Below are 26463 nucleotides of genomic sequence, written 5' to 3' on the forward strand. Positions count from 1 at the left end.
AGACTGGTGGTCCTTCGCCGAAACCCTGTTTGCCCTGCGAAAGGCGCTGTTGGTGTCCGTCGACCAGTCTTTTGACACCGTTCTCGTCGTCGATTTCGGTGCGCAGTACGCGCAGCTGATCGCGCGGCGCGTGCGCGAGTGTCATGTGTTCAGCGAGATCGTTCCGTCCACCATGCCGGCGGCGGAGATGCTCGCCAGGAAGCCCAAGGCGATCATCCTGTCGGGCGGTCCGGCCTCGGTCTACGCGGAGGGCGCGCCGGTCGTTCCGGACGGCCTGTTCGAGCTCGGCGTCCCCACGTTCGGAATCTGCTACGGGCATCAGGCGATGGCGCAGGCGCTCGGCGGGACGGTGGAGAACTCCGAGGTCGCCGAGTACGGCGGCGCCACCATCGCGGTGACCGATCCCGGAACCCTCTTCCAGGGCATGCCCGTGCACCAGTCGGTGTGGATGTCGCACCGCGACTTCGTGAGCCGGGCGCCCGCGGGCTTCACGGTGACGGCCATGACCGACGTGACGCCGGTGGCCGGCATGGAGGACCCCGAGCGCGGCTTCTACGGCGTCCAGTTCCATCCGGAGGTGCTGCACACCGAGCACGGGCTGGAGGTGCTGCGCAGGTTCCTGTACGAGGGCGCCGGCTGCCGGCCCAACTGGACCATGGTCAACATCGCCGAGGAGTCGATCGAGGCGGTCCGTGCCCAGGTCGGCGGCAAGCGCGCCATCTGCGGCCTGTCCGGCGGCGTCGACTCCGCGGTGGCCGCCGCCCTCGTCCAGCGCGCCATCGGCGACCAGCTCACCTGCGTCTTCGTCGACCACGGGCTGCTGCGCAAGGGCGAGGCCGAGCAGGTCGAGAAGGACTTCGTCGCGGCGACCGGCGTCAACCTGCACGTGGTGGACGCGCAGGAACGTTTCCTCGCGGCGCTCGACGGGGTCACCGAGCCCGAGGAGAAGCGCAAGATCATCGGACGCGAGTTCATCCGGGTCTTCGAGGAGGCGGCCCGGGAGATCGCCTTCGGCGCGGAGCAGGGCGAGGCGGAGCCGGTGGAGTTCCTCGTGCAGGGGACGCTCTACCCCGACGTCGTGGAGTCCGGCGGCGGTACGGGCGCGGCCAACATCAAGTCTCATCACAACGTCGGCGGGCTGCCCGAGGACCTGCAGTTCAAACTGGTCGAGCCGCTGCGCACGCTCTTCAAGGACGAGGTCAGGGCACTCGGCGAGCAGCTCGGACTACCCGCCGAGATCGTCTGGCGCCAGCCGTTCCCCGGGCCGGGCCTCGGCATCCGCATCATCGGCGCCGTCTCCAGGGAACGCCTCGACATCCTGCGCGAGGCCGACGCGATCGCGCGCGAGGAGCTGACCCGGGCCGGTCTCGACCGCGAGATCTGGCAGTTCCCGGTGGTGCTGCTCGCCGACGTGCGGTCCGTGGGAGTCCAGGGCGACAGCCGCACGTACGGGCACCCCGTCGTGTTGCGGCCCGTCACCAGCGAGGACGCGATGACCGCCGACTGGGCCCGGCTGCCCTACGACGTCCTGCAGAAGATCTCGACCCGCGTCACCAACGAGGTACCCGAGATCAACCGCGTCACCGTCGACATCACGAGCAAGCCCCCGGGCACCATCGAGTGGGAGTGACCCCACCGGACCCGGCCGCCCACCGGCCGCGGCGTTGTCCACAGAATGCTATTCCACTTCCACGGCCCCACCTGGGCGTTTGACAATAGAAGAGGGTCAGCCCCCGGGGCGGGAGGGGCTTGTTCTTGTGGCGTGGTGGATGCTGAGGCCCTGGTGAGGGTGCCTGTGCGGCGTTCTCACCAGGGCCTTGAGCGGGTGGTTCAGACGCCGGCGGGGACCAGCGCCTCCTCGGCGTCCAGGGTGGCGGCGGTGGCGTGCACCACGGCGGCGATCCGCAGCGCCTCCTGGATCAGCTCACGGGAGAGCCCGCCGTCGCGCAGGACCTTCTCGTGCGACTCCAGGCACCGGCCGCAGCCGTTGACGGCCGACACGGCCAGGCACCAGAGCTCGAAGTCGAGCTTGTCCACGCCGGGCTTGCCGATGACGCTCATGCGGAGCTTGGCCGGCAGGGTGGCGTAGGTCTCGTCACCGATCAGGTGGGTGGCCCGGTAGTAGATGTTGTTCATGGCCATGATCGAGGCGGCGGCCTTGGCCGCCTGGAACGCCTCGGCCGACAGGTAGTCGCCGGCCTCCTCGGCCAGCTCCCGGATGACCTGCGTGTTACGGCTGGCCAGGGCGGTGGCGAGCACGGTGCCCCAGAGCTGCTGATCGGTCAGCTGCGAGGTCGAGGTCACCGAGCCGAGGTTGAGCTTGGTGTCCTTGGCGTACTCCGGGAGGGCGCTCTTCAGCCTGTCAACGCTCATCTCAGACCCCGGCCATCAGCTTCTGGGCGTCGAGCGTGTCCTCGCCCTTGTTCCAGTTGCAGGGGCAGAGCTCGTCCGACTGGAGGGCGTCGAGGACCCGCAGGACCTCCTTGACGTTCCGGCCCACCGAGCCCGCGGTCACCATCGTGAACTGGATCTCGTTGTTGGGGTCGACGATGAACGTCGCGCGCTGGGCGACGCCGTCCTCGGTCAGGATGCCGAGGGCCGAGGTCAGCTCGCGGTTGAGGTCGGACAGCATCGGGAACGGCAGGTCGCGCAGGTCCGGGTGGTCCTTGCGCCAGGCGAAGTGCACGAACTCGTTGTCGGTGGAGGCGCCCAGCACCTGGGCGTCGCGGTCGGCGAACTCCTCGTTCAGCCGGCCGAACTCCGCGATCTCGGTCGGACAGATGAAGGTGAAGTCCTTGGGCCAGAAGAACACCACGCGCCACTTGCCCTCGTAGGACTTGTGGGTGATGGTCTCGAACGCGTTGTCAGCGTCCAGCGAGACACAGGCGGTCAGCTCGTACTCGGGGAACTTGTCACCGACGGTAAGCACGCAGGCTCCTTCGATTGCGAGTCAGGTTCGGGTGGCGTCCGGAGGCACCTCCGGTCACAGCCGTCACTCAGGGTGGCGCATCCCGGCCTGAGACGAAAAATCGATCTATCTCAATCGCTCGATAGGGCTTGCCTATCAGTCGGCAGAACGCCTGGTAAAACGTCTATGCCGGAATGAAGCCGAATCGACCGGTTGAGGTAAATCACATCAGAGGTGCACCGCCCCTGGTAACGCTCTGTGATGGCGAGTGTAGGTGGAACCGCGGACGGAGGGCCGGAGACCTGCGCTCCCGGTATCGTGAAAGGTGAAAGGCATCTGTCTCACCAGAGCGATAGGAACCGGCTATCAGCAGGCCGACGGTCGCCCAGTTGCGCGCCTTCCTGGCGCTCGCGGAACATCTGCACTTCCGCGACGCCGCCGCCGCGCTGCGCATGAGCCAGCCCGCCCTGTCGGGCGCGGTGGCGGCCCTCGAAGAGACCCTGGACACCCAGCTCGTCGAGCGCACGACGCGCAAGGTGCTGCTGACACCCGCGGGTGAACGCGTCGCGCGGCGCGCCGAGAGCGTGCTGACGGAGCTGGACCGCCTGGTCGAGGAGGTGCACTCCGCCCGCGGCCCCCTCGTCGGCCCCCTCCGGGTGGGAGTGATCCCGACCGTCGCGCCCTACCTCCTCCCCGTCGTCCTGCCACGGCTGGCCGCCGAGTTCCCCGAGCTGGAGCTGTCGGTCCGCGAGGAACAGACCGGCTCCATCACCGCCGAGCTCCTCGCCGGCCGGCTGGACGTCATCCTCCTGGCCCTGCCCACACCGGCTCAGGGCGTGACCGAGCTGCCCCTCTACGACGAGGACTTCGCCCTGGTCGCCCCCGAGACCCATGACCTGGGGCACCCGGACCGGCCGCTGCCGCGCTCGGCGCTCAACGACCTGGACGTCATCCTTCTCAACGAGGGCCACTGCCTGCGTGACCAGGCCCTGGACGTCTGCCGCGAGGTGGGCGCCCGGGCCGGTGCCGCCACCTACGCCACGAGCCTGGCGACCCTCGTCCAGCTCGTGTCGGGCGGGCTGGGCGTGACCCTCGTTCCCGAGACCGCCCTTCCCGTGGAGACCCGCCGGGCACCGGGGCTGGCCGTGCACCGTTTCGCGGACCCCGCCCCACAGCGGCGCATCGGCCTCACCTACCGCTCGACGTCTCCTCGCGCCGACGAGTTCGAGGCCCTCGCGCAAAGCGTCCGTTCCGCCGTGGCCGACGCGGACGCGCGCGTCCGCGTCCAGACCGCCTGAAGCCAGGCCTTCCCAAGCCCGAGGCAAAGTCTTGGCCACTCTCGTCCGGCTGTCGGTAAGTGCGGCGGCAAAGCTCAGCGCATTCCGGAGCGCTGCGGTTCACTCCTGGCAACTGACGCGTCGGTGAGGGGACACGATGAAGACGGGGAGCGGGCACCGGCATGCCGAGATCGACGAGGTCTGGGCACGCGACGAGGAGATCAAGCTCGTCGGTGTCCTGCCCCCGTCCGTCCCCGGCGACCTGCTGTGGCGGCTGCGCCTCGCGCCGCGCCCGCCCGCCCCGCCGGTTTCGGCGCGCGGCCGGGCGCTCCGGCCGTTCCAGAGCGCGCGCCGGACGTTCTGGCGCGGGCCTGGACCCTTCATCGCGACCGTGGCCGGCGAACGGTTCGAGGTGGCCGTGCCGATCGGGTCGCTGCGCCTGCCGTTGCCGATCGTGCACGCCTGCTGGGACCTGCGCCTGATCTCCGAGTACGAGGAGGAGCGCCTGGACCTCCCCCTCGGCCGGTACTGCGGCGTCCCGCCGAAGGCGGAGTCGATCACGTTCCCGTGGCAGCGCGTCGAGGGGTGGCAACGGTTCAGGGTCCGGCCCCGCTACCGCCCCGACGACACCCTCACCGTGGAAAGCCGGCGTGCCCGATGAAGATCACCTACGTGCTGCTGCACGCGTACGGCATGGGCGGCACCATCCGTACCGTCATCAACCAGGCCAACACCATGGCCGCCGCCGGTCACGAGGTCCGGCTCGCCAGCGTCGTCCGCCGCCAGGCCGGCAGCCACTTCGCCATCGACCCCCGGGTGGAGACGGTCGATGTCGTCACATCCGGCGCGGGCGGCGAACCCGGCGTCCAGGTGCCGGTCGGCGAACCCGCCAAGGACGTGTTCACCCGCACCGTCGAGGACACGTTCGCCGCCTTCCTCCAGGGGCTGGACGACGGAGTGCTGGTCACCACCCGTCCCGGGCTCAACCTGCTGGCGGCCCGCCACGCGCCCGAACGGCTGGTACGGGTGGCGCAGGACCACATGCACCTGGGGCGCTACAAGCCCGCGGTACGGGCGGCCATTCTCGACGACTATCCGCGCCTGGACGCGGTGGTGTCGCTGACCCGCGGCGACCGGGCCGAGTACGACCGGGCGCTCGGTGGCCGGGTCAGGACCGCGCACATCCCCAACCCGCTGCACAGCCTCACCGCGCCGCGTACCGACCATACGAGCAAGGTCGTGGTCGCCGCGGGACGGCTGACGCGCCAGAAGGGCTTCGACCTGCTCATTCCCGCCTTCGCCAAGGTGACGGACCGGCATCCTGACTGGCGGCTGCGCCTCTACGGGTCGGGCAAGGCCGAGAACCGCCTGCGCAAGCTGATCCACCTGCACCACCTCTACAACCATGTCTTCCTCATGGGGCGGACCAGGGACCTGGACAGGGAACTGTCCGGATCCTCGATCTACGCGCTGAGCTCACGGTTCGAGGGCTTCCCCATGACCCTGCTGGAGGCGCTCAACTGCGGGCTGGCGGTGGCGAGCTTCGACTGCCCGACCGGGCCGAACGAGATCATCGTGACCGGGGAGAACGGGCTCCTGGTGCCGCACGAGGACGGCGACGGGCTCGCCGCCGCGCTCTGCCGGCTCATCGAGGACGCGCCGCTGCGGCGCCGGCTCGGCGAGGCGGCCCGCGCGACCGCCGTGCGGTACGGGCCCGACGAGATCCGGAGCCGGTGGGAGGCGCTGTTCACCGACCTGATCGAGGCGAAGAAGGCCGGCGCCGCCGGACCGTCCAAGAGCCGGGGCGCCCAAAGCTAGGCCCGCCACGCGCCGCTAGGCCCGCCACGCGCCGCTAGGCCCGCCCACGCGCCGCTAGGCCCGCCCACGCGCCGCTGGGTCCGCCCGCGCGCTGCTAGGCCCGCCCACGCGCCGGTCAAGTCTGGGTCAGGCGACGGTGCGCTAATGGCGATGCGCTCTTGGGCGAACACATCCGGTCAGCATGCTGGGCTTCATGGCAACGTACTCACTCGAAGACGTTCGCGCCGTGCGCAAGGAACGCGACGCGTGGTGGACGGTGCTGCTCGTCGATCCGATCGCCGTCCGGCTGGCGTGGGTCATCGCCAACCGCACCCCGTTCACCCCCGACCAGATCACCCTCTCCGCCTTCGCTCTCGGCCTCGGCGCGGCGGGGTGCTTCGCGCAGGCCTCTCCCGGCTGGCTGGCGGTGGGCGCGCTGCTCTACCACCTGGGGTTCGTGCTCGACTGCGTGGACGGGAAGATCGCTCGGCTGCGGGGCACGGGGTCGCCCTTCGGCGCCTGGCTGGACTTCATGCTGGACCGTGTCCGGGACGGCCTGTGCGCGCTGGCGCTGGCGGGCGGGCAGTACGCCGCCACCGGGCAGATCGCCTATCTCTGGCTCGGCTTCGCGATCCTCGCCCTCGACATGATCCGCTACCTCAACGGCCCGCAGATCGCCAAGGCGCGCCGGAGGATGGCCGAGGGCCTTCGGGAGTCCGGCCGCGAGCCCCTCGACGCCAGGCCCGAGCCCGAGCCGGCGCGCTACCGGCGGGTCCGGCGGCGCCTGCTGCGATGCAGGATCCGCATGCACCTGGTCAGCGGCATCGAGTTCCAGATGGCCACGTTCATCGTCGGGCCGCTGACCGGTGCGATCATCCCGGTCACCGCGGCCGCCGGTCTGCTCCTGCTCGCGTTCGAGTTCCTCATCGTCTACCGGTTCTGGGTGAGCAGCCGCGCGTACACCCGTGCCGTCGCCGAACGGCACACCGCCGCCCCGCCCACCGCGCCGCCGCACGCCGTCGCCCTGTCGGCGCCGTCCCGCGCAGGAGACCAATGACACCCGTGATCAGCGTCGTCGTCCCCTTCCACAACGAGGAGTCCCACCTCGCGGAATGCCTGGAGTCGCTGGCGCGGCAGACGCTGCCGGACCTTGAAGTGATCATGGTGGACGACGGCTCCACCGACGCGGGCGCCGTGATCGCCAAGGCGATGTCGGACCGGGACCGGCGGTTCGTCCTGCTGCAGCAGGAGAACGCGGGCGTCGGGGCCGCTCGCAACGCCGGTGTCAGGCGAGCGCGTGCGCCGTACCTGGCGTTCGCGGACGCCCACGACGTGGTGGTCCACAACGCCTATGACCTGCTCGTCGGGTCGCTGGAGCGGACAGGCTCCGACCTGGCCTGCGGCAACGTGCTCCGGGTGGAGTCCGGACGCACCTTCCAGTCGCGCGCGCACCGCGAGCCGTTCGACTCCTCGGCCGAACGGACCCACATCACCCGGCGTGCGGCGTTGCTCCGGGACCGCAGGGTGTGGAACAAGGTGTACCGCCGCTCGTTCTGGGACGAGCACGGGCTCTCGTTCGCCAGGGGCCGCTACGTGGACGCCGCGGTCTCGGTTCGCGCCCACGTGTTCGCCTCGGCCGTGGACGTGCTCGACACCGCCGTCTACTGGTGGCGCAAGTCCGCGAGTACTCCGGCGGAACGGCGGGACGAGCCGCGCGACCTGGAGGAACGGATGGCCGCGGTCACCGAGGTCTGCGACGTGCTCGCCGCGCACGCGCCCAGGCTCTCGCGGACCTTCCATCGCCAGGTGTTCGGCAGAGAGCTCGAACAGCTCGTGAAGGCGCTGCCCACGGTGCCCGTGGCCGACCAGGCCCGGCTGCTCGACCTCGGGGTGCGGTTCGCCGAACGGGCCGACCGGCGTGCGATCGAGGGGCTCGACGCGTTCGACAGGCTCTGGGCGCACCTGCTCGGACGGCGGATGCTCCCCGAACTGCTGGAGGTCATGGCCCCGCACCGGAAGGCGGAGTTCGTCAACGCGCCGGTCACCCGGCAGGGGCGGATCAGGCCGCGCTGGTACGCACGCTATCCCTACTTCGAGGACCGGACGCGTGCGATCCCCAAGGCCGTCTACGACGTCACCGGCGAGCTGGAGTTCCGTGGACGCGTCGACACCGTCGAATGGCGTGGCGACCGGCTGCTGGTCACCGGCCATGCCTGCATCGACCGTCTCGACGTGGCGTCGCCCGGCGAAGCGCGGCTCAAGCTGTGGCTCCGGGACGCACGCGGCGGCAGGCGGGTCAGGCTCAACGCGGAACGCGTACGGCGTCCCGACGTCACCGCCGAGCTGAACCACCCGTTCGTCTGTTACGACTGGGCCGGGTTCGCCGCCGAGATCGACTCGTCGCTGCTCGGCCGGAACGGCAGGCGGCCCGGCGAGTGGGAACTGCACGCCGAGGTGGTCGTCGCCGGGACCAGGCGCAGCGGCCGCCTCGGCAGCCCGCCCGGCCAGCACACGGCCTGGCTGCCGTCGCGGCAGGAGGACGGGGACGTCTGGATCCAGCCCGTGGCGGGTCCCGAGGGCTTCGCCGTCCGCGTCAAACCGCTCAAGGCGCTCGTCACGGGCCATCGCCGCGCGGGCGCCGCGCTGGAGCTCGACGGCTGGACGGCCGGTGCCGGCGAAGCGGCCCCCACGCGGGTGGTCGCGGCTTGCAGGCAGGCAGATCTGAAGGTGTCGGGGGACGTCCAGGCCTCCGCGCCGGTCGGCGGACACCGCGGCTTCCGCGCGGCGCTGCCCTTGGAGGAGATGGTGTCCCTCCAGGAGAAGGCCGCGCCCGGCGGCATCGGAGAGTGGGAGCTCACGCTGACGGGCGGCGCGGGAACGGTCAAACCGGTACTGGCGGTCGACGTGCCCGAGCGCCGCTATCCCGTCGGGGCCTGGGAACTGGCCCTCACCCGGACCCGGTACGGCAACCTGCTCGGCGTAGTGCGGCCCTGCGCGCCCGTGGTCACCGAGATCGGCTGGAGCGACGAGGGCCGCATCCGGCTCGCGGGCGACTTCGCGGGCGAGGGAGGCCGGCCGGAGAGCCTCGTCGTCCGGCACAACCGGGCGGCCGAGGAGTACACCGTCCCCCTCGAATGGGAAGGCGGGCGGTTCACCGCGGCCTTCTCGCCCGAGGCGATGCCGGCCCTCGGCTCCACGCGCCCGATGACGCCCGGCACCTGGCAGTTCTTCGCCGCCACAGGCCGGCCCGAGGACGGCGACGCCGAAGTGATCGTCGAACGGACCGTCGTCTCGGAGCTTCCCGAGGCCAGAACGGCCGGTGCCCACGAGATCGCGTTCCTCGCCCAGGCGGGCGGCTCGCTCCAGGTGCGCGTCCGCCTGGCGCTGGCCGAGGACGAACGAGGCGCCTACGCCCAGGAGCGGCTCAAAACGGCCGACTATCCCCGGCTGCGGGCGGCACCGCTCCGCGACCTCGTGGTCTTCGACTCGTACATGGCCCGCCAGTACTCCTGCAATCCCCGCGCGGTCTACGAGGAACTCGTCCGCCAGGGCACAGGCCTGGAATGCGTCTGGGTGTCGCGCGACGGCCAGTTCACGGCGCCGCACGGTGCCCGTACCGTCCTCGTCGGCACGAAGGACCACTACGAAGCGCTGGCCAGAGCGCGGTACATCGTCGGCAACGAGGCCCAGTGGCCGTGGTTCGTCAAGCGGCCGGACCAGACGTACGTGCAGTGCTGGCACGGCACGCCTCTGAAGAAGCTGTCCCTCGACGTCCCGGCCCTTCCGCACCTGAGGCAGGCCACGCTCGAATGGGTGGAGCGGGAGGTGCCGCGCTGGGACGTCCTGGTCTCGCCGAACCCCTTCACCAGCCCGATCATGCGGCAGGCCTACCGGTACGAAGGCGAGATCCTGGAATCGGGCTATCCCCGAAACGACCTCCTGCTGCGGCCGGAGGCACCGCGGATCGCCGCCGAGGTGCGCCGGAGGCTGGGCGTCCCGGCGGACAAGCGGATCATCCTGTACGTGCCGACGTGGCGCGACGACCTCTACTTCGCCCGGGGCAGGCGCGCGTTCGAGCTGGCCCTGGATCTCGGCGAGGCACGCGCCGCCCTCGGGGACGACCACGTGCTGCTGCTGCGCACGCACTACCTCGTGACCGACCGTTCCTGGTCCCAGGTGGACGACTTCGTGATCGACGTGTCGGGCCATCCCGACATCGCCGAGCTCTATCTCGCCGCCGACGTCCTGGTCACGGACTACTCGTCGGCCATGTTCGACTTCGCCGTCACCGGCAAGCCGATGGTGTTCTTCGCCTACGACCTGGAGAAGTACCGCGACCAGGTGCGGGGCTTCTACTTCGACTTCGAGGCCGAGGCGCCCGGTCCGCTACTGCGGTCTTCGGCGGAGACCATCGCCGCGCTGCGTTCGCTGGACGAGGCGGTGGAGGGCTCCGCGGCGGCCTACGACGCGTTCGTGGCCAAGTTCTGCCCGTACGACGACGGGCACGCCGCCGAACGGGTCATCCGGCGCATGTTCGAGCTCGGAGGCGGCACGTAACCACTCAAGCCCTTTGTGACCGGGCGGTGTCGAGCAGAACGTCGCACACCCGTTCGCGGCCACGTCCGTCGATGAACGCGTGTCCGCGGGCGGCGGTGGCGAGGCGTTCGCCGGGATCGGTGAGGAGCCGCCGCAGCGTCTCCTCCGCCCCCTCGGACGGCCGCGCGGGATGCCCGAGCCCGGCCGCCAGGCCGCGCGAGACCGTGGCCCGGTAACCGATCAGCTGGTTGTCGGCGACATGGACGAGCGCCGACGGAACGCCCAGGCACATGAGCTCCCAGATCGAGGAACCGGCAGCACAGATGGCAAGGTCGGCGTCCGCGGCCAGCTCGGCGATGCGCGCGGTGGGCGGGACGGGCACCAGGGACTGGCCGGGCGACGGCTCGATGGCCGCCACGTCCTGGGCCGACGTCTCGCGCGCCGCCACGACCGTCGCGGCGAACGGGGCGCCCGTGGCCACCGCGAGGCGCATGACGGCCGCCGCCGCGTCGGCCGCGTCCGTTCCTCCGAGGAAGCACAGAACGCGGGGAACACCGCCGCGCGGCTGGCGAGGCGCGTGCGGCCGGAGCCGCCGTACACAGTCGCGGAGCAGCACGAACTCCGCGCCGGCCAGCCGCGACGACCCCGCCGGCAGCTCGATCGGGAGGTGCTCGGCGCCCAGGTTCTGGTCGAGGTAGAGGTCGGCGTGCTGGCCCCGGTGGTCCCCGTCGACGATCGCGAGCACGGTGGTGCCGGCCCGCCGCACGGCGTCCGCGCAGGCGGGATCGGTCGCGTAGGAGTCGATGACCAGAACGTCCAGGCTGAAGGCGCGGGCCCGCGCCGCCAGCGCGCCGGGCGCCGCCGGTGCCGGGATCAGGGGCAGCCCCCGGACCGTGAGCTCCGCCCTGATCCAGGGCGGCCCGGCGACCTCACCGAGGAAGATGACCGCGACGCCGCGCCGCACGAGTTCCTCGGCGAGGGCGACGCAGCGGACGAGATGTCCGACGCCGGTGCCCATCCCGGCGTCGCATCTGATCCCGACCCTCACCCTTCGGCGAGCGCCTTCTGCCGTACGTCCGCGTTCAGCGCGCGCACCTCCGGGTTGAGCTCCAGCCAGTCGACGAGCTCCCGGTAGGGGATCGGCGCGTCACCGAACTTGCCGGTGACCGCCTGGAGGAGGGCGAGGTCCGCGGGCGTGTCGAGGGTGACCCGGAGGTGGGCGGCCGACGGCGGGAACGTGAGCCCCATGACGGTGAACTCCGCCGGATGCGTGTAGGCGTACGAGGTCACGTGCACGCGGTGCTCGCCGGTCGCCGCCCGGCCGACGCGGCGGAGCGCCGCGGCGCCGATGACCTCGGCGTCCAGACCGCGCGGCAGCGTGTGCGGCAGCCCTCCGCTGACGTAGTCGAGGCCCGGCAGCGCGCGGAACGCCGTGCCGACGGTCCGGATGACGGCCGGGTCGAGCAGCGGGCAGTCCGCCGTGAAGCGCATGACCGCGTCGGCGGGATGCGCCTCCAGCGCCCCGAGGAACCGGTCGAGGACGTCGTCGGCCGAGCCGCGGTGGACGGCGACGCCGAGCCGTTCGCACGCGGCGGCGACCGCGTCGTCCTCGGCGAGGTCGGTCGTCGCCACCACCAGGTCGTCGAGCACCCCGCTCTCGCCGGCGGCACGGATCACCCAGCCGAGCACCGGCCGGCCGGCGAGCGGAACGAGCACCTTGCCGGGCAGGCGGGTCGACCCCATACGGGCCTGAATGATTCCGGTCATACGGAAGGACACGACATTTCCCCTGGTCGGCGTGGTCATACCGAGGAGGCGCTAGGCTACCGCACGCAATTACCGACAGCTATGGAACATTCACGGGGGGTAGCTGAAGTGGTCGCGACCGAGGGCTCTTCGATCCTGCTGACCGGCGGCACCGGTTCCTTCGGCAAGGCCTTCCTGCGCTACGCCCTGGAGCACCTCGACCCGCGCCGGGTGGTGGTCTTCTCGCGGGACGAGCTCAAGCAGTACGAGATGCGCGGGCTCTTCGGCGACGACCCCCGGCTGCGCTGGTTCATCGGCGACATCCGCGACCGCGAACGGTTGCGCCGGGCCATGCACGAGGTCGAGTACGTCGTGCACGCGGCGGCGCTCAAGCAGGTCGACACGGCCGAGTACAACCCGTTCGAGTACGTGCAGACCAACGTCCAGGGCTCCCAGAACGTCATCGAGGCGGCCATCGACTGCGGCGTGCGCAAGGTCGTCGCGCTGTCGACCGACAAGGCGTCCAGCCCCATCAACCTCTACGGGGCCACCAAGCTGGTCGCCGACAAGCTCTTCGTGTCGGCCAACCACTACGCCGCCAGCTACGACACGCGCTTCTCGGTCGTGCGCTACGGCAACGTGATGGGCAGCCGCGGCTCGGTGATCCCGTTCTTCCGGCGGCTGGCCGAACGGGGCGAGAGCCTGCCCATCACCGACAAGCGGATGACGCGCTTCTGGATCAGCCTGGAGCAGGCGGTGGAGTTCGTCGTCGACTCGTTCGGGCTGATGCGCGGCGGAGAGCTCTACGTACCGCGCATCCCGAGCATGCGCATCATGGACCTCGCCAGGGTGGTCGCGCCCGACAGCGTGATCCACGAGATCGGGGTGCGGCCCGGTGAGAAGCTGCACGAGGAGATGATCGCGCCGGACGACAGCCGGCGCACGGTCATGCTGCCCGGCCGTTACGTGGTCATGCCCACGATCGCGACCTGGGGCTACGTTCCCCCGCAGGGCGGCGAACCGGTGAGCGAGGGCTTCTGCTACCGGTCCGACAGCAACGACATGTGGCTGACGCCGGACGACCTGCAGCGCCTGCTCGCCACCTGCGGGTGACGACGTGCTCCCCTACGGCCGCCAGTCCATCGACGACACCGACATCGCCGCGGTCACCGAAGTGCTGCGCGGTGACTGGCTCACCACCGGTCCCGCCGTCGCCGGGTTCGAGGCCGCGCTCGCGTCCTGGACGGGCGGAGTGCCGTGCGTCAGCGTGACGTCCGGGACGTCGGCGCTGCACGTCGCCTACGCGGCGGCCGGAGTCGGCCCCGGCGACGAGGTGGTGACGTCCCCGATGACCTTCGTGGCCACGGCGTCGACGGCCATGCTGCTGGGGGCGCGCGTGGTGTTCGCCGACGTCAGTGACGACACCGCCAATCTCGACCCGCGGGCGGCCGAGGCCGTCCTCACTCCCCGGACGAAGGTCGTCACGGCCGTCGACTACGCCGGCCATCCGGCCGACTACGCGGCCCTGCGGCCGCTGGCGCGCGAGCACGGAGCGCTGCTCGCCGCCGACGCCGCACATTCGCTGGGCTCCCGGCTCGACGGTGTCGCGTCGGGCGCGCTCGCCGATCTCACGAGCTTCTCGTTCTTCCCGACCAAGAACGCCACCACCGGGGAGGGCGGCGCGGTGGCGGTGGCCGATCCCGGGCTGCTCGACCGGGCACGCAGATTCCGCTGCCATGGGCTGGTGCGGGAGGCGGAACGGCTCCGCGCGCCGGGCGAGGGCGGCTGGCACCAGGAGGTCCACACGTTCGGGCTGAACTACCGGCTCCCGGATGTGCTGTGCGCGCTCGGCACCAGCCAGCTCCGGCGGCTCGGCGACTTCAAGGCACGCCGTGCCCGTCTCGTGGCGCGCTACAACGAACTGCTCGCCGGTGTGGACGGTCTGCGGCTTCCGGTGGCGCGGGCGGGAGCCGATCCGATGTGGCACCTGTACGCGGTGCGGATCCTGGACGGGCGGCGCCGCGAGGTGTACGACCGGATGCGCGCGGCGGGCATCGGAGTCCAGGTCAACTACATCCCGGCCTACTGGCACCCGGTCTTCGAAGATCTCGGCTACCGGCGCGGGATGTGCCCGGTGGCGGAGTCCTTCTACGCCGAGCAGCTGTCGTTGCCGCTGTTCCCCGACCTCACCGACGCCGACCAGGACCGGGCGGTGGAAGCACTGCGCGACATCCTCGCCTGAGAGCCGCTCGCCGGCAGGGCCGCTCGCCGGCAGGGCCGCTCGCCGGCCCGGCCCCGCGAGTTCGGGGCCGGGCCGCCGCTGTCAGATCGGGGTGTGGTCGATCAGCCTGAAGCGGGTGGCCGACCCCGGGCCGCCCCGCTGGGAGATCGTCAGCAACATCGGCTGGCCCTGGCCCGGCACGACGACGGTGAAGCCGCCCTCCGGCCGGTAGGTGGCGGTGAGGGGCGTGACCGTGCCGTCGCTCAGCCCGAGGGCTTCGACCCGCAGCCCGTCGAGGGCGCTCGGCCCGGGCGACGCGGCGACTTCGAGGCCGCGCTGCGCGAGCACCACGGCCTTCCTGCGCGCCCGATCGAGCTGCCGCCGCCAGCGCGCACCGTTCCTGGCGGCGCGGGAGGCGGGCGACGGTCCGCGTGCCCATCCGAAGTTCAGCCGGGCGGCGGCCACGTCGCACGGGTTCACCACGAGCATGCCGCTGCCGAGGGTGGTCGGGCCCTGCTCGGTGAGCATCCGGGCGTTGAGGCCGCCGGTGCTCACCAGCCCGAGCCGTTCGCTCGTGCGGGCGTCGAGCGTGCGGCCGGCCGACCACGCGGCCGAGGAGGCGGCGGGGCCGACGGAGATGGCGTTGACCACCAGGCCCGCCGTCGCCTGCGGTGCCAGCCCGGACGTCACGGCCGCGCCGTTCACGGGCCGCCACTCGTGGGCCCCCCACAGCTCGAACAGCGCGAGGCCGCCCGCGGGAATCTCGTCGGGCGCGAGGGCAACGCCGAGCTCTCCGATCGCGCGCCCCTTGCCCGCCGGGCGCGGGGCCAGCAACAGGGCCCCGCGGACCGCGCGCTGAGCGCAGACGACGACCAATCGCGGCTGCTCGGCCGCCGATCGCGGCACGTCCTCGCGCACGTAGCGATCCCAGTACGTGGCGGTGTGGCGGTCCAGGCTCAGCCGGAGCGTCACCCGGGCCGGCTCGTCGCCGACGGCGGACGCGCTCAGGCCGAGGGCCGCCGGCGACGCGATGCACCGGCCCACGTTGCCCGCCCGGCGCAGGAATCCCTCGGTGACCCGCAACGCGGCGCTCTTGCCGTTGGTGAGCTGGGCCGGGACGAGACCGGCCTGGTCGTGGTCGTACCTCGTCGCCAGGTATCCGTTGTCGTCAGCGGGCATCGCCGGCACCGCCGTCTCTCATCGGGGGCAGGAGCCGCGCCAGCGACTCGGGATCGGTCAGATCGAACCTGGTGAGGAACGGCTCGCGCCCGGTCCACATGCGGTGGACGGAGGTGAACAGCGGGTCGCCGTCGCTCTCGACCGCCCTCATGTTGATCTCCAGGGTGCGCAGGTGCAGCTCCTCGGGCATGACGTCCCAGTGCGGCACGAGCAGCGACGGGACGTCCGTCGCGCTGCGGTAGAACCAGGACCACAGCCGGGCCCGTTCGACCTGTTCCGCGCCGATCAGGGCCTCGCCGCGGGTCAGCGCCTCGATGGAGGCGGTGAGCGTCTTCCAGTACGCGCCCGCGTCGGCCACCACGGTCGACACGCCGCACGCGCTCCACTCCGACCAGCCCGCCTGGATGACGGGCGTGCCGAACGCGGGCAGCTCGTTGCTGACGCTGCCGCGGACCGTGACACCGAGATCGGTGAGGCTCCACATCGCGTTCTTGGACAGGTCGTCGCTCGGCATGAACGTCAGGTGACCGGCGTGGCCGTAGGAGGCGGCGAGCTCGTCGAACATCCCGGTGCGGTCGTACTTGTCCTGGTTCGGATGATCGAGCAGGAGCCAGTTGGCCTGGGTCTGGGTGGCCGCGAAGGCGACCGTCTCCTCGAACCAGCCGGCCAGGTCGGCGAAGACCTCGCGGTTGGTGCCGAGCGCGTCCGAGACCGCGTGGTTGAAGACCGTGACGACCGGGAGATCGGGGTCCAGGCCCAGCTTGGCCATCCCGTAGGCGCGGAACTGCTCGCGTTCGGTCAGGTTGGTCAGCTCGCACAGCGCGTTGGGGCCGAACCGCCACCAACTCGGGCGGCCCAGGTTGCCGCGGGTGCGCCAGGCGACCAGTTCGGCCGCGGGCCGGATGATGTCGCGGTTGCCCCAGACGTCCCGGTCGAAGCGGGCCCCGATCTGGCGCGTGAGCTCGGCCCGGAAGGTGGCCTCGCCCTGCCGGTGCTCGGGGAAGAGCGTGTAGGCCTTCAGCGATCCGGTGGACTGGACGTGCACCACCGGGACGTCGAGGCGCATCGCCGCTTCCGTGCCGAGGCCCCACGGGTCGTAGTCCACGTGGCTCGTCACGAAGGCGATCGGCTCCAGCGCGCGGAAGAGCGTCTCGTACACGGCGGCGAACGCCGCCGATCGCGGTCGCTGCTCGCGCAGCCGCCGGTTGTCGTGGCGGTCTCCCTCCAGCCGTGGCAACAGATCGAGCCTGCACGCGGAGGCGTAGGCGAACCCGTCGAGAACCTCCGGATCGATGGACGACGGCCGGACGGTCAGGGCGCGCCCGCAGAGATCGAACGTGGGCGGGCCGTCGCCGGGGGCCGCCGCCACCCGGTCGACCAGGTCGTGGACGTCGACGACCTCGGTCACGGCGAAGGCCTCGCAGAGGCGCCGCACCTTCTCGACGTTGAAGTCCTCCCAGACCGTCTCGTACCAGCTGTCGTCCGTGCCGGTCAGCACGAGGACACGCGCCGGAGTCACCCGCCGGATCGCGTTGGCCAGGGCCAGGTTGCGGAGCACGTTGCGGAACTGGTGGTGCATCGCCTCGACGACGATCCAGCCGTCGCCCTGTGTCGCGGGCAGATTGTTGCGCCAGAAGACCGAGGCCACCGACAGGAACCTGTCGTAGTTCTCGGTTGCGGCGTTGAGTCTCACTGGGACCCCCCCGGGTCGGCTCTCAGGTGAGATGCACGGGCAATACCTATGGTGAGATCGTCATGACGCGGGTGAACTCGCGGAGCAGGTCGTAGCCGTCCCAGGTCGCGGCGAACGAGAGCGCCGACCCGACCGGCACGATGCGGTCGACGCCCCGCCGGCCGGCGGCGGCGGCGAAGGCCCGCAGCGTCGCGGGCGCGAAGCCGAACGTGCTGAGCGTCTGGTCCTTGCGGGAGATCAGCGGGATCAGGTCGTTCAGGTGGTCGACGACGGCGCAGGCGAAGGTGCCCGCGCCCAGCCAGCGGCGCGGCAGGCGAGCCGGCTCGGCGAGGTCGAGGGTGGTGACCGTGTTGCCGTGGAAGCGGATGGCGGACGCGGCTCCCTCGGCCGCCATGCCGTAGGCGCCGACGCGCTTCTCGACGGCCATGGCGGCGTCCACGGTGAAGCCGCGTGCCTCGACGACCTGCGCGAGCAGCTCTTCGAACTCGTGGCGGGCGGTGCCGGCGGCGGACGCCTCACCGACCCAGAAGAGCGTGCGCGGCGAGGAGCAGGCCGCCTGGTCGAACCAGTACGCGTCGTTCGCGAGGCCCTCCGCGGCCGCCCGGCGCCGCTCCGGGCCGGCGGCCTGCCAGCCGGTCACCGAGATCGCCGCCAGCGAGGAACGGTCGGGAAAGGTCAGGTCACGGGCCTGTGGCCGCAGCGCGTGGCGCCGGACGGCGGTGACCGACGCGTCGCCGCCCCAGACGACCCGCAGGTCGCAGGCCGCCGAGAGCGCCTGGGTCGTCGCGTCCGACCGTTCGTAGCCGACGAGCCGCTGGGTCCGCGCCACGGCGGGGTCGGCCTCGCCCAGGGCGTCGTGCAGCACCCGAAGGATCACCTCGGAGGCGCCACCGCCGCGTGTGGACAGGCGGACGACGTTGGCGTTGCCCGCGAGCGCCGACAGTGCCCACGAGTAGACGAAGACCGTGTCGACGTTGGCGGGCGGGATGTGGAAGACGAGCCCGCGCGGGAAGCGGAGACGGTAGGGCGAGCGCTCGGCCGCGCTGTCGACGACCCGGGCCAGCTCGGTCGGACGCAGGAAGAAGCCGAGCGCGCCCAGCTCGGGGTGGCGGCGCGTGACCGACGGCTTGAGCAGGCGGCGCGACACCGCGCCGAGGAAGTCGCGGACGCGCTCGTCGCCGAACGAGAGCGGATCGCCGTTCACCGGGGGAGCGGTGACCTCGGCCAGGAGCGTCTCGACGGAGACGGGCTCGCCTGCGGGGAAGTGCTGCCGGACGTTCATGCCGCCGAACCCTCCGAACCCTCCGAACCTTCCGGAGCCTTCGAACCCTCCGGATGTGCCGCGAACGTGTCGCTGCAGCCCCGGGCCTCGGCCCGCGGCAGCCGTCCGAGCACGGAGAAACGTTTGCCGGGCCAGTCGCCGTCGTCGACGCCGTGGACCACGCCGAGGTCCTCGGTGAGCAGGACATGTCCGGGGTAGGAACGCGGCAGCGTGCTGACCACTTCGAGGAGCCCCGGCACTCCGGGCTCGGTCTCCTCCCACGTGGTGGGATCGCGGACGACGACATCGGCGAATTCCGGGCAGTAGAGCGAGCCTCCGCTCCGGCCCTCCGGGAAGACGGTGCCGATCTGCTCGACCATCCCGTAGAAGTTGTGGATGCGGGTCAGGCCGGTGTGCTCGGCGAACCTGGCCCGGAACTCGGCGTTGTCCACAGCCTGTGCGGCGAGCTTCTTCCATCCGCCGGAGTGCACGAGCAGGCCCCGGGACAGGTCGAGGCCGGCGTCGCGTGCAGGCTCGTAGAGGTAGCGCCACACCATGAACGTGAAGCCGAAGATCAGGAACGGGGCGGCGCCGTGGCGGGCTAGGAAGCCCTTCAGCGCGGCGAGGTCGAGCCGGTCGTGCTCGTCCAGGATCCAGGTGTGGTCGCGGCCGAAGTTGGCCATGCCGAGGACCCCGGCGGCCCGCGCGCTGGACGAGCGCGCCATCGCCCGGCTGTCGACCATCAGCATCGGGAGCCGGTGCCCGCCGAGGACGGCCCGCATCGTCCGGGCGAGCATCCGGGCCTGGGTGGCGGCCGCCTCCCTGTCCAGGTGGATCCGGCTGACCGCGCCGGTGGTGCCGCTTGAGGTCAGCACGCGGAACACGGCGTCGTCAGGGATGCTCTTGAGCACGTGGTTCTTGAACATCCTGACCGGCAGCCAGGGCAGCTCGGCCACCGCGCCGTAGCGACGGCCCCCGGTGTGGCCGGTCGCCGTCAGGATCCGGTCGTACGCGGCGCACTCCCTCCGGTGGTGCGCGGTCAGCCGGGCGAGCTCGCGCAGCAGCCGCGCCTCCTTGTCGTGCTGGGCGAGGCCGAAGACGTCCTCGGCCGTGACCGTCATGAGCGTGCCTCCAGCGCCCGGTAGTCGACCTTGCCGTTCGGCAGCAGCGGGAGCCGGTCGATGCCGCGGACCTCGACCCCGGTGTGATGCAGCCGCAGCCGTTCGGCCAGTGCCGAGGCGGCGCCGCGGCAGGCCTCCGCCGAGGCGCGCTCGGCCCACACGACCACCCGGTCGTCGGCGCCGACCGCCGCCACGCCGCCGAGCCCGGCGGCCAGGCGTTCGACGTCGTCGAGGTTGAGCCGGGTGCCGAACACCTTGCCGATGCGCTTGAGCCGCCCGGTCAGGTAGAGGAAGCCCTCGTCGTCGAGGTGGCCGAGGTCGCCGGTCGCGAGCGTGCCCTTCAGGTCGTCGCCGCGGGCGAGGTCGGCGGCATGCTCGGCGTATCCCATCATCACGTTGGGCCCCTGGTAGACGACCTCGCCTGTGATCCGCGGAGACGTCACCGGCTCGCCGTCGCCTGCCCGGATCGCGAGCCGTCCGCCCGGGACGGCGGGACCTACCGAGTCCGGCTTGTCGTCGAGCCGGCCCGGAGGCAGCACGGTCATGCGCGCGGTCGCCTCGGTCTGCCCGTACATGACCCGCAGGTCTCCGCCCACCGCGGCCATGCGCGCCGCGAAATCGGTGAGCAGCTCCGGGCGCAGCGGTCCGCCGGCCTGCGTGAGCGTCCGGAGGGCCGGATGACGGGCGGGGTCGAACCGGAGCCTGCGCAACATCTCGTACTGGGCGGGGACGGCCGCCAGCGACGTGACGCCGTGGCCGGTCACCGCCGTCCAGAAGGCACGGCCGACGATGCCCTCGGCCTCGAACACCACGGTGGCACCCGCGACGAGATGGCTGTTGAGGACGGACAGGCCGTAGCTGTAGAAGAGCGGCAGGCTCGTCGGCGCCACCTGGTCGCCGTCGATGCCGAGCGCCGCCGCGATGGAACGGGCGTTGGCGAGCACGGCCGTCCGGGAGAGCCTGACGAGCTTGGGGCTGCCGGTCGAACCGGAGGTGGCGAGCAGCAGGCACAGCTCGGGATGGGGTTCGGTCTCGGGCGGCCGCTCCGGGCACCAGGCCCGCCCCAGCGCGGGCAACTCGGCCGCGCGATAACCGTCCGGCGCGTCCGTGCCACCGATCAGCACGGCGGGCTCGTAACGGCGGATCAGGTCATGCGTCGTGGCCGCTGGCAGCGCGGGGTCGAGCAGCACGATCGGGCGTCCCGCCGCCATCGCGCCCAGATAGCGCACGGCGGCGTCGACCGAGATCGGTGTGCGCGCCATGACGAGCCCGGAGGGGGCACGCAGGTAGTCGGTCGCCGCCTCGTCCACCCGGGCGCGCAGTGCGCCACCGGAGAGCGCGGCGCCGGTGGCCGCGTCGACCAGCCGCGCGGCGGGGTGGAGCAGCGTGTCGGTCCGCGGCACGCCCGTGCCGGCCGCTCGCTTGTCGGCGGCGCCGGTGCCGGCGGCTCCCGTGAGGGTGGTGATGGGCGAGGTCAGAGGACCAGCCCCCCGTCCACACCGATGACCTGCCCGGTGACGAAGCGGGCGTCGTCGGACAGCAGGAACGCCACGACGTCGGCCACGTCCTCGGGCCGGCCGAGACGGCCGAGCGCGGTCGCCGCGACGCGCTCCTCGCGTTCGGGGGCGGGCAGGGTCGCGAGCATGTCGGTGTCGACGAAGCCCGGGGCCACCGCGTTGACGCGAATGCCGGCAGGGCCGAGCTCCTTGGCGGCGGCGACGGTGAGGCCGAGCACGGCGGCCTTGGAGGCGCCGTAGACCGCCTGGCCGGGCGCGCCCTTCGTGCCCATCACCGAGGAGAGCATGACGACGGCGGGACGGGTGCCACGGCGCATCAGGCGCACGGCGGCCTGGAGCGTGTGCGCGGCGCCCGCGGCGTTGACCGTGAAGAGCCGCCGCACGTTGTCGGCGTCCGTCATCCCGAGCATGCCCGCCTCGTGCACGCCCGCGTTGACGACGAGGGCGTCGAGGCGGCGGTGGCGGCCGAACACGGCGCGCATCATCTCGGCGACGGCGGCCGGATCGCCGACGTCGCCGGAGACGGCCAGCGGCTCGTCGTCGAACTCCTTGGCCGCGGCCTCCGCCGTGCCGGCGGTCCGTCCGTGCAGGACCACCGAGTAGCCGTCGGCCGCCAGCCGCCGGGCGGCGGCCAGCCCGATGCCGCGCGACGAACCCGTGACGAGCGCGACCCGCCCCGGGCTCTCCGGCCTCGCGAGCTCAGACAACGTGCTTCTCCACAAGCTCCCGCGCCTTGCTGAACGAGCTCATGTCGATGACGTCGTCGATGTCGATCATGATGTCGAACTCGTCCTCCAGCGCCGCGACGAGCGACATGTGCGCGAGCGAGTCCCACTTGTCGATCCCGCGGTACTCCAGGACGTCGACCACGACGTCCTCCCCCAGGTCGAGGGCACTGCGGAAGACCCGGCGCAGCCTCTCGTCATCGATCACGGCTCCCCCTCGTGATGGCGTATCGTGCTGGCTCAACCACGGATTGTAGCGACGGTGCCATGGTCAAGGGGGGTGTGATGCTCAGGGACGTGTCCGACGCCGACCTCGGCGCGCTCCGCCGCTGGCGCAACCACCCGGAGGTCCGCAGGGCCAGCTTCACCACTCACGAGATCGGCGAGCTCGAACACCGCCGCTGGTGGGAGCGGGTGCGCGCCGACCCGGCCCGCCGCGTGCTGGTGTACGAGCACCGCTCCACGCCGTGCGGGGTGGTCACCTTCTCCGGCATCGACGGCGCCGGGGCCTGGTGGGGCTTCTACCTCGACCTCGACGGGCTGGACGCGAGCGGAGAGCTGCTGCCCGCCTGGCTCGGCCTGGAGCGGGCGGCGATCGCGCACGCCTTCGGCCCGCTGGGGCTGCGGGTGCTGCGCGGCGAGGTGCTGGCCGCCAACGAGGCCGTGCTGCGGTTCCACCGGCGGTGCGGTTTCAGCGAGACCGGACGCCACGTACGCGAGATCGACGGCGAGGAGCGGGTGGTCGTCCGCATGGAGATCGGGAGGGACACATGAACCGGACCGTCAAGCTCGGGCCGTACACCGTCGGGCCGGACGACCGGCCCTTCATCGTGGCCGAGCTGTCCGGCAACCACAACGGCGACCTCGGGCGCGCCCTCGCCATCGTCGACGCGGTGGCGGACGCGGGCGCCCACGCGGTCAAGCTCCAGACCTACACGGCCGACACGCTCACCATCGACGTCGACTCGCCGCGGTTCAGGATCGGCGACGGGCACGACCTGTGGGGCGGCCGCAGCCTCTACGAGCTCTACGAACGGGCGCACACGCCGTGGGACTGGCACGCCCCGGTCTTCGAGCGCGCGGGCGAGCGCGGCCTGGTCGCGTTCTCCAGCCCGTTCGACCCGACCGCGATCGACTTCCTGGAGACCCTCGGCGTGCCCGCCTACAAGATCGCCTCCTCGGAGCTGGTCGATCTGCCGCTGATCCGGCTGGCCGCCGCCACCGGCAAGCCGCTGATCATCTCGACCGGGATGGCGAACGTCGGCGAGATCGACGCGGCGGTCCGCGCCGCCCGCGCGGCCGGCTGCGAGGAACTGGTCGTTCTCGGCTGCACGGCCTCCTATCCGGCGGCCCCCGAAGACGGCAACCTGCGTGCGCTGCCGCTGTTGTCCGAGACGTTCGACGTGCCCGTCGGCTACTCCGACCACACACCGGGCATCGGCGTTCCCGTCGCCGCCGTCGCGTTCGGCGCCTGCCTCATCGAAAAGCACGTGACGCTGGACCGCGCGGACGGCGGTGTCGACTCGGCGTTCTCGCTGGAGCCGGACGAACTCGCGGCACTCGTCGTGGAAAGCGAACGCGCGTGGCAGTCCCTCGGCACCGCCCGCATCGGCCCGCGGCCGGGCGAGCGCGAGGGCCTGCGTTTCCGCCGTTCCCTTTTCGTGGTCGAGGACGTTCGGGCCGGGGAGCCGGTGACCGATAGCAACGTCCGTTCCATCCGTCCGGCCGGCGGCCTGTCTCCGGACGCCTTCGAGTCGGTGCGCGGCCGTACGTTCGCCGGCGACGTGCGCCGGGGCACCCCGGTGAGCTGGGACCTCTTCTGACGCGTCCGCTGAAATAGGCGCCGTCCGCTATTGCGCGCACTTCCGTGCCGGGCGGAGGTGAGGCGAGCCGTTCTGCTGGGAAAAATGGCACTGAGTGGAACATTCTCGGGCTCCCTCGTCGTTATTCAAATGAAGCGACAGAAGTGTCCCAAGGTAATGGCTCGGTCGATCCATTGCCCTTTTTTCAAAGGGAGGGGAAAGCGTGAATGGGAAAACGTTTGGTCGCCGCGAGCAGGTTGTCGGACTGAGGGGGAGAAGGTTCGATGCACAAGATCATTGCGGCCGTGGGTGCGGTCGCCCGCGCCGTCCTGGACGCGCACGCCGAGCAACTGCCCACGGCGGATCCGGTCGTGGTTCGTGAGATCTTGGTGGGCCTCGGCTACACCGTGCCGATGGACCCGGCCGGTCTCGCCGCGGGGATCCGCGAGTTCCAGACCAACGTCGGCCTGACACCCGACGGCGCGGCGGGCCCGCACACGGTGCACGCGCTGGTCGAGGCGACGCGGGCGGTACGGATCGTGAAAGTGGATCAGCTTCCGTCACGGGAGATGCCGGACCTCGAATGGGCCGGGCGGAGCGCGGGACCCGTCAGCCAGGAAGGTCGCTGAGGCTGTCGACCGTCTCGAACGCGGCCAGCGTCCCGGTGATGTCGAGGATCTTGCGGACCCGGGGGTGCAGCCCCAGCAGGGCGAGCCGCCCGCCGCGGGCATGGATCCACCGGCTGGACCGCAGGAGCGCCTCCAGCCCTGAGGAGTCCATGAACCACACGTCGGTCATGTCCACGATCACGCGCGGCTGAGGGGCCAGACCGGCCTGGTCGATCGCGTTCGTCAGCACCGGACGCCCGCAGAGGTCCAGTTCGCCCATCAGGCGGATGACCGTCCACAGGCCGATCCGCTCGACTCTAGCGCCGAGTGTCTCCAGCACTTCACACCTCGCGTCCAGGCGGCTACGTCCAAAGTAGATGGAGTTGCCCAACGGTGTAAGTAGGGAGCCGGGTGTAAGTAGGGAGTCGGGGGTAAGTCGGCGGCCGGCTAATCGAGGTCGACCACGATCGGGGCGTGGTCGGACGGGCCCTTGCCCTTGCGGGCCTCACGGTCGACGTACGCCGAGCGCACACGGTCAGCCACCGGCGTGCCGGCGTAGAACAGGTCGATGCGCATGCCCATGTTCTTGTGGAACATTCCCGCGCGGTAGTCCCAGTAGGTGAACGGGTGCGGGCCCTTCATCGGGGTCGGGACCACGTCGTGCAGGCCCAGCGACAGCAGCTCGGCCAAGGCCTGCCGTTCGTCCGGTGTGACATGCGTGGAGCCGGCGAAGACGGCCGGATCCCACACGTCCGCGTCGGTCGGGGCGACGTTGAAGTCGCCGGTGGCGACCAGGGCCGGGTCGGTCGCCAGCTCGTCCGCGAGAGCGTCCTTGAACGCGGCGAACCAGGCGAGCTTGTAGACGTAGTGCGGCGAGCCGACCGTGCGTCCGTTCGGCGCGTACACCGACCAGATCCGAACCCCGTCGCAGGTCGCCCCCATCGCCCGCGCCTCGGCGGCGGGCGGCGGGAGTTCCTCGTCGAGCGGCGACGGCTCCTCGGGCGGGTTGACGAAGCCGGGCTCGCCCGGGAAGCCCCGCGTCACGTCCGCCAGGCCGACCCGCGAGAGGATCGCGACGCCGTTCCAGCGGCCGTCGCCGTGGGCCGCGGTCTCGTAGCCGAGTTCGGCTACCTCGCCCGCGGGGAAATTGCCGACGGAGCACTTGGTCTCCTGTAGGCAGAGGACGTCGGGTTTGGTCTCGGCCAGCCATTCGAGCATTCGCGGCAGACGTGCTTTGACCGAGTTGACGTTCCAGGTCGCCAGGCGCATGTTCCCAGCTTGCCATTCCGGCGCGCGGCGCGGTGCAGGTGTATCCCCTAGGCGGGGCGGTGCGCGCGGGCAAAGAGGGTTACGCCGGGCCACGACTTGAGCGGGAGACGGCGTTCGAACGCGGCGAGCATGCTCAGGCCCTCGTTCAGGGCCGGGTGAACGTGCGCCATGTCCTCGCGGGCCATCCGGTGGCGGCGCAGCCTGACGACCGGGCGGAGCAGGACGTTGCGGCTCCACACGCGGTCGAGGGCGAGGCCGGCCGTGGCGAGCGTGTCGGTGAGCGCCCGTCGGGTGTAGCGGCGGACGCGCCCCAGCGCCACGTCATGGGCCGACCAGAGCCGCATGTCGCACGGGACGGAGACCAGTGCCGTGCCCCCGGGACGGAGGACGCGGGTGATCTCGGCCGTGGCGGCGGCGTCGTCCTCGATGTGTTCGAGGACGTTCAACGCGAGGGCGAGGTCGTAGGAGCCGGACGGCAGCGGCAGGAAGCACGCGTCGGCGTGGTAGGCGTCCATGCCCTGCGACAGGCAGAGGTCGACGGCGGTCTCGGTGTTGTCGATCGCGGTGGCGCGCCAGCCGTGGTCGAGAAGCACCCGGGTGTTGCCGCCGCCGGCGGCGCCGATGTCGACGGCGTGGCCCGGTGTGCCCATACGGCGCAGCTCGCGGGCGAGGATCTCCCGGCGCTCGCGGTACCACCAGTTGTCGTCCTCGATCTCGACGACCCGCTGGATCTCGATGGTGTCCACGCCACCAGCCGACGCGATACAGGGCCGGGCCGCCAGCACCGTCGCCGGGCCCGGCCG

General features: G+C 71.6%; 25 protein-coding genes. 11 read left to right on the forward strand and 14 right to left on the reverse strand.

From position 1 onward, the window contains the following. Positions 1–52 precede the first annotated feature (52 nt). Positions 53–1630, forward strand: a complete 1578-nt coding sequence (guaA, locus tag ABD333_RS42370; RefSeq protein ID WP_344548304.1) for a glutamine-hydrolyzing GMP synthase — start codon at positions 53–55, stop codon at positions 1628–1630. Between the two features lie 200 nt (positions 1631–1830). Here guaA and ahpD read toward each other — a convergent pair whose 3' ends face one another. Beyond that, the gene (gene ahpD, locus ABD333_RS42375; protein ID WP_344548305.1) at positions 1831–2373 is read right to left on the reverse strand and encodes an alkylhydroperoxidase, AhpD family; all 543 of its coding nucleotides are present in this window, start codon (positions 2371–2373) and stop codon (positions 1831–1833) included. 1 nt (position 2374) lies between these two features. After that, positions 2375–2929, reverse strand: coding sequence for a peroxiredoxin (locus ABD333_RS42380; RefSeq protein ID WP_344548306.1), 555 nt, complete (start codon positions 2927–2929; stop codon positions 2375–2377). Positions 2930–3297: 368 nt separating this feature from the next. On the opposite strand from ABD333_RS42380, the gene ABD333_RS42385 reads away from it, so the two are divergent. The 5 genes from ABD333_RS42385 to ABD333_RS42405 all read left to right on the forward strand — a co-directional run bounded on the left by ABD333_RS42385 (position 3298) and on the right by ABD333_RS42405 (position 10539). Continuing rightward, the gene (locus ABD333_RS42385) at positions 3298–4206 is read left to right on the forward strand and encodes a LysR substrate-binding domain-containing protein (protein ID WP_344548307.1); all 909 of its coding nucleotides are present in this window, start codon (positions 3298–3300) and stop codon (positions 4204–4206) included. A gap of 136 nt (positions 4207–4342) precedes the next feature. After that, positions 4343–4846: a hypothetical protein gene (locus ABD333_RS42390; RefSeq protein ID WP_344548308.1), complete on the forward strand. Its 504-nt coding sequence runs from the start codon at positions 4343–4345 to the stop codon at positions 4844–4846. Continuing rightward, positions 4843–6003, forward strand: coding sequence for a glycosyltransferase family 4 protein (locus ABD333_RS42395; protein ID WP_344548309.1), 1161 nt, complete (start codon positions 4843–4845; stop codon positions 6001–6003). Before ABD333_RS42390 ends, ABD333_RS42395 begins: the two co-directional genes overlap by 4 nt. Before the next feature lie 193 nt (positions 6004–6196). Next, positions 6197–7039 (forward strand): CDP-alcohol phosphatidyltransferase family protein, encoded by an 843-nt coding sequence (locus ABD333_RS42400; RefSeq protein WP_344548310.1) that lies wholly within the window; start codon positions 6197–6199, stop codon positions 7037–7039. Then, on the forward strand, positions 7036–10539 hold the full coding sequence (locus ABD333_RS42405) for a bifunctional glycosyltransferase/CDP-glycerol:glycerophosphate glycerophosphotransferase (RefSeq protein ID WP_344548311.1): 3504 nt from the start codon (positions 7036–7038) through the stop codon (positions 10537–10539). The genes ABD333_RS42400 and ABD333_RS42405 overlap by 4 nt, the downstream gene beginning before the upstream one ends. A 4-nt stretch (positions 10540–10543) precedes the next feature. Here ABD333_RS42405 and ABD333_RS42410 read toward each other — a convergent pair whose 3' ends face one another. Both ABD333_RS42410 and ABD333_RS42415 read right to left on the reverse strand, forming a co-directional pair. Next, entirely contained in the window at positions 10544–11566 is a 1023-nt protein-coding gene (locus tag ABD333_RS42410) for a PseG/SpsG family protein (RefSeq protein ID WP_344548312.1), read from the reverse strand. Next, positions 11563–12285: a cytidylyltransferase domain-containing protein gene (locus ABD333_RS42415; protein WP_344548313.1), complete on the reverse strand. Its 723-nt coding sequence runs from the start codon at positions 12283–12285 to the stop codon at positions 11563–11565. The genes ABD333_RS42410 and ABD333_RS42415 overlap by 4 nt, the downstream gene beginning before the upstream one ends. Before the next feature lie 108 nt (positions 12286–12393). On the opposite strand from ABD333_RS42415, the gene pseB reads away from it, so the two are divergent. Continuing rightward, a complete protein-coding gene (gene pseB, locus ABD333_RS42420; protein ID WP_344548314.1) occupies positions 12394–13377 on the forward strand; it encodes a UDP-N-acetylglucosamine 4,6-dehydratase (inverting) in 984 nt (327 codons plus the stop codon). Positions 13378–13381: 4 nt separating this feature from the next. Then, on the forward strand, positions 13382–14506 hold the full coding sequence (locus tag ABD333_RS42425; protein WP_344548315.1) for a DegT/DnrJ/EryC1/StrS family aminotransferase: 1125 nt from the start codon (positions 13382–13384) through the stop codon (positions 14504–14506). A gap of 81 nt (positions 14507–14587) precedes the next feature. On the opposite strand, the gene ABD333_RS42430 is transcribed toward ABD333_RS42425, so the two are convergent. The 7 genes from ABD333_RS42430 to ABD333_RS42460 all read right to left on the reverse strand — a co-directional run bounded on the left by ABD333_RS42430 (position 14588) and on the right by ABD333_RS42460 (position 22189). Then, the gene (locus tag ABD333_RS42430) at positions 14588–15664 is read right to left on the reverse strand and encodes a hypothetical protein (protein ID WP_344548316.1); all 1077 of its coding nucleotides are present in this window, start codon (positions 15662–15664) and stop codon (positions 14588–14590) included. Further along, positions 15654–17357: a hypothetical protein gene (locus ABD333_RS42435; protein WP_344548317.1), complete on the reverse strand. Its 1704-nt coding sequence runs from the start codon at positions 17355–17357 to the stop codon at positions 15654–15656. Before ABD333_RS42435 ends, ABD333_RS42430 begins: the two co-directional genes overlap by 11 nt. 46 nt (positions 17358–17403) lie before the next feature. Continuing rightward, positions 17404–18639 carry an acyl-CoA reductase gene (locus ABD333_RS42440; protein ID WP_344548318.1) on the reverse strand — a complete coding sequence of 412 codons (1236 nt, stop codon included), beginning with the start codon at positions 18637–18639 and terminating at the stop codon, positions 17404–17406. Next, complete coding sequence (locus tag ABD333_RS42445) at positions 18636–19739, reverse strand: LuxE/PaaK family acyltransferase (protein ID WP_344548319.1); 1104 nt, start codon at positions 19737–19739, stop codon at positions 18636–18638. The genes ABD333_RS42440 and ABD333_RS42445 overlap by 4 nt, the downstream gene beginning before the upstream one ends. Next, positions 19736–21142 carry an AMP-binding protein gene (locus ABD333_RS42450; protein ID WP_344548321.1) on the reverse strand — a complete coding sequence of 469 codons (1407 nt, stop codon included), beginning with the start codon at positions 21140–21142 and terminating at the stop codon, positions 19736–19738. Before ABD333_RS42450 ends, ABD333_RS42445 begins: the two co-directional genes overlap by 4 nt. Before the next feature lie 71 nt (positions 21143–21213). Continuing rightward, positions 21214–21963, reverse strand: a complete 750-nt coding sequence (locus tag ABD333_RS42455; protein ID WP_344548322.1) for an SDR family NAD(P)-dependent oxidoreductase — start codon at positions 21961–21963, stop codon at positions 21214–21216. Then, positions 21956–22189 carry an acyl carrier protein gene (locus ABD333_RS42460; RefSeq protein WP_344548323.1) on the reverse strand — a complete coding sequence of 78 codons (234 nt, stop codon included), beginning with the start codon at positions 22187–22189 and terminating at the stop codon, positions 21956–21958. Before ABD333_RS42460 ends, ABD333_RS42455 begins: the two co-directional genes overlap by 8 nt. A 77-nt stretch (positions 22190–22266) precedes the next feature. On the opposite strand from ABD333_RS42460, the gene ABD333_RS42465 reads away from it, so the two are divergent. The 3 genes from ABD333_RS42465 (at position 22267) to ABD333_RS42475 (ending at position 24412) form a co-directional block, all read left to right on the forward strand. After that, on the forward strand, positions 22267–22755 hold the full coding sequence (locus ABD333_RS42465; protein ID WP_344548324.1) for a GNAT family N-acetyltransferase: 489 nt from the start codon (positions 22267–22269) through the stop codon (positions 22753–22755). Next, positions 22752–23804, forward strand: a complete 1053-nt coding sequence (pseI, locus tag ABD333_RS42470; RefSeq protein WP_344548325.1) for a pseudaminic acid synthase — start codon at positions 22752–22754, stop codon at positions 23802–23804. Before ABD333_RS42465 ends, pseI begins: the two co-directional genes overlap by 4 nt. Before the next feature lie 263 nt (positions 23805–24067). Then, on the forward strand, positions 24068–24412 hold the full coding sequence (locus ABD333_RS42475; protein ID WP_344548326.1) for a hypothetical protein: 345 nt from the start codon (positions 24068–24070) through the stop codon (positions 24410–24412). Here the strand turns inward: ABD333_RS42475 and ABD333_RS42480 are convergent. The 3 genes from ABD333_RS42480 to ABD333_RS42490 form a co-directional block, all read right to left on the reverse strand. Further along, a complete protein-coding gene (locus ABD333_RS42480; RefSeq protein ID WP_344548327.1) occupies positions 24393–24731 on the reverse strand; it encodes an STAS domain-containing protein in 339 nt (112 codons plus the stop codon). The genes ABD333_RS42475 and ABD333_RS42480 overlap by 20 nt on opposite strands. 107 nt (positions 24732–24838) lie before the next feature. Beyond that, complete coding sequence (locus ABD333_RS42485) at positions 24839–25660, reverse strand: exodeoxyribonuclease III (protein ID WP_344548328.1); 822 nt, start codon at positions 25658–25660, stop codon at positions 24839–24841. A 47-nt stretch (positions 25661–25707) separates the two neighbouring features. Further along, positions 25708–26406, reverse strand: coding sequence for a class I SAM-dependent methyltransferase (locus ABD333_RS42490; protein ID WP_344548329.1), 699 nt, complete (start codon positions 26404–26406; stop codon positions 25708–25710). Positions 26407–26463: the final 57 nt, after the last annotated feature.

Origin of the sequence: Actinomadura fulvescens, from assembly GCF_039533225.1 — a bacterium.
In the GTDB taxonomy this organism is placed as follows: domain Bacteria; phylum Actinomycetota; class Actinomycetes; order Streptosporangiales; family Streptosporangiaceae; genus Spirillospora; species Spirillospora fulvescens.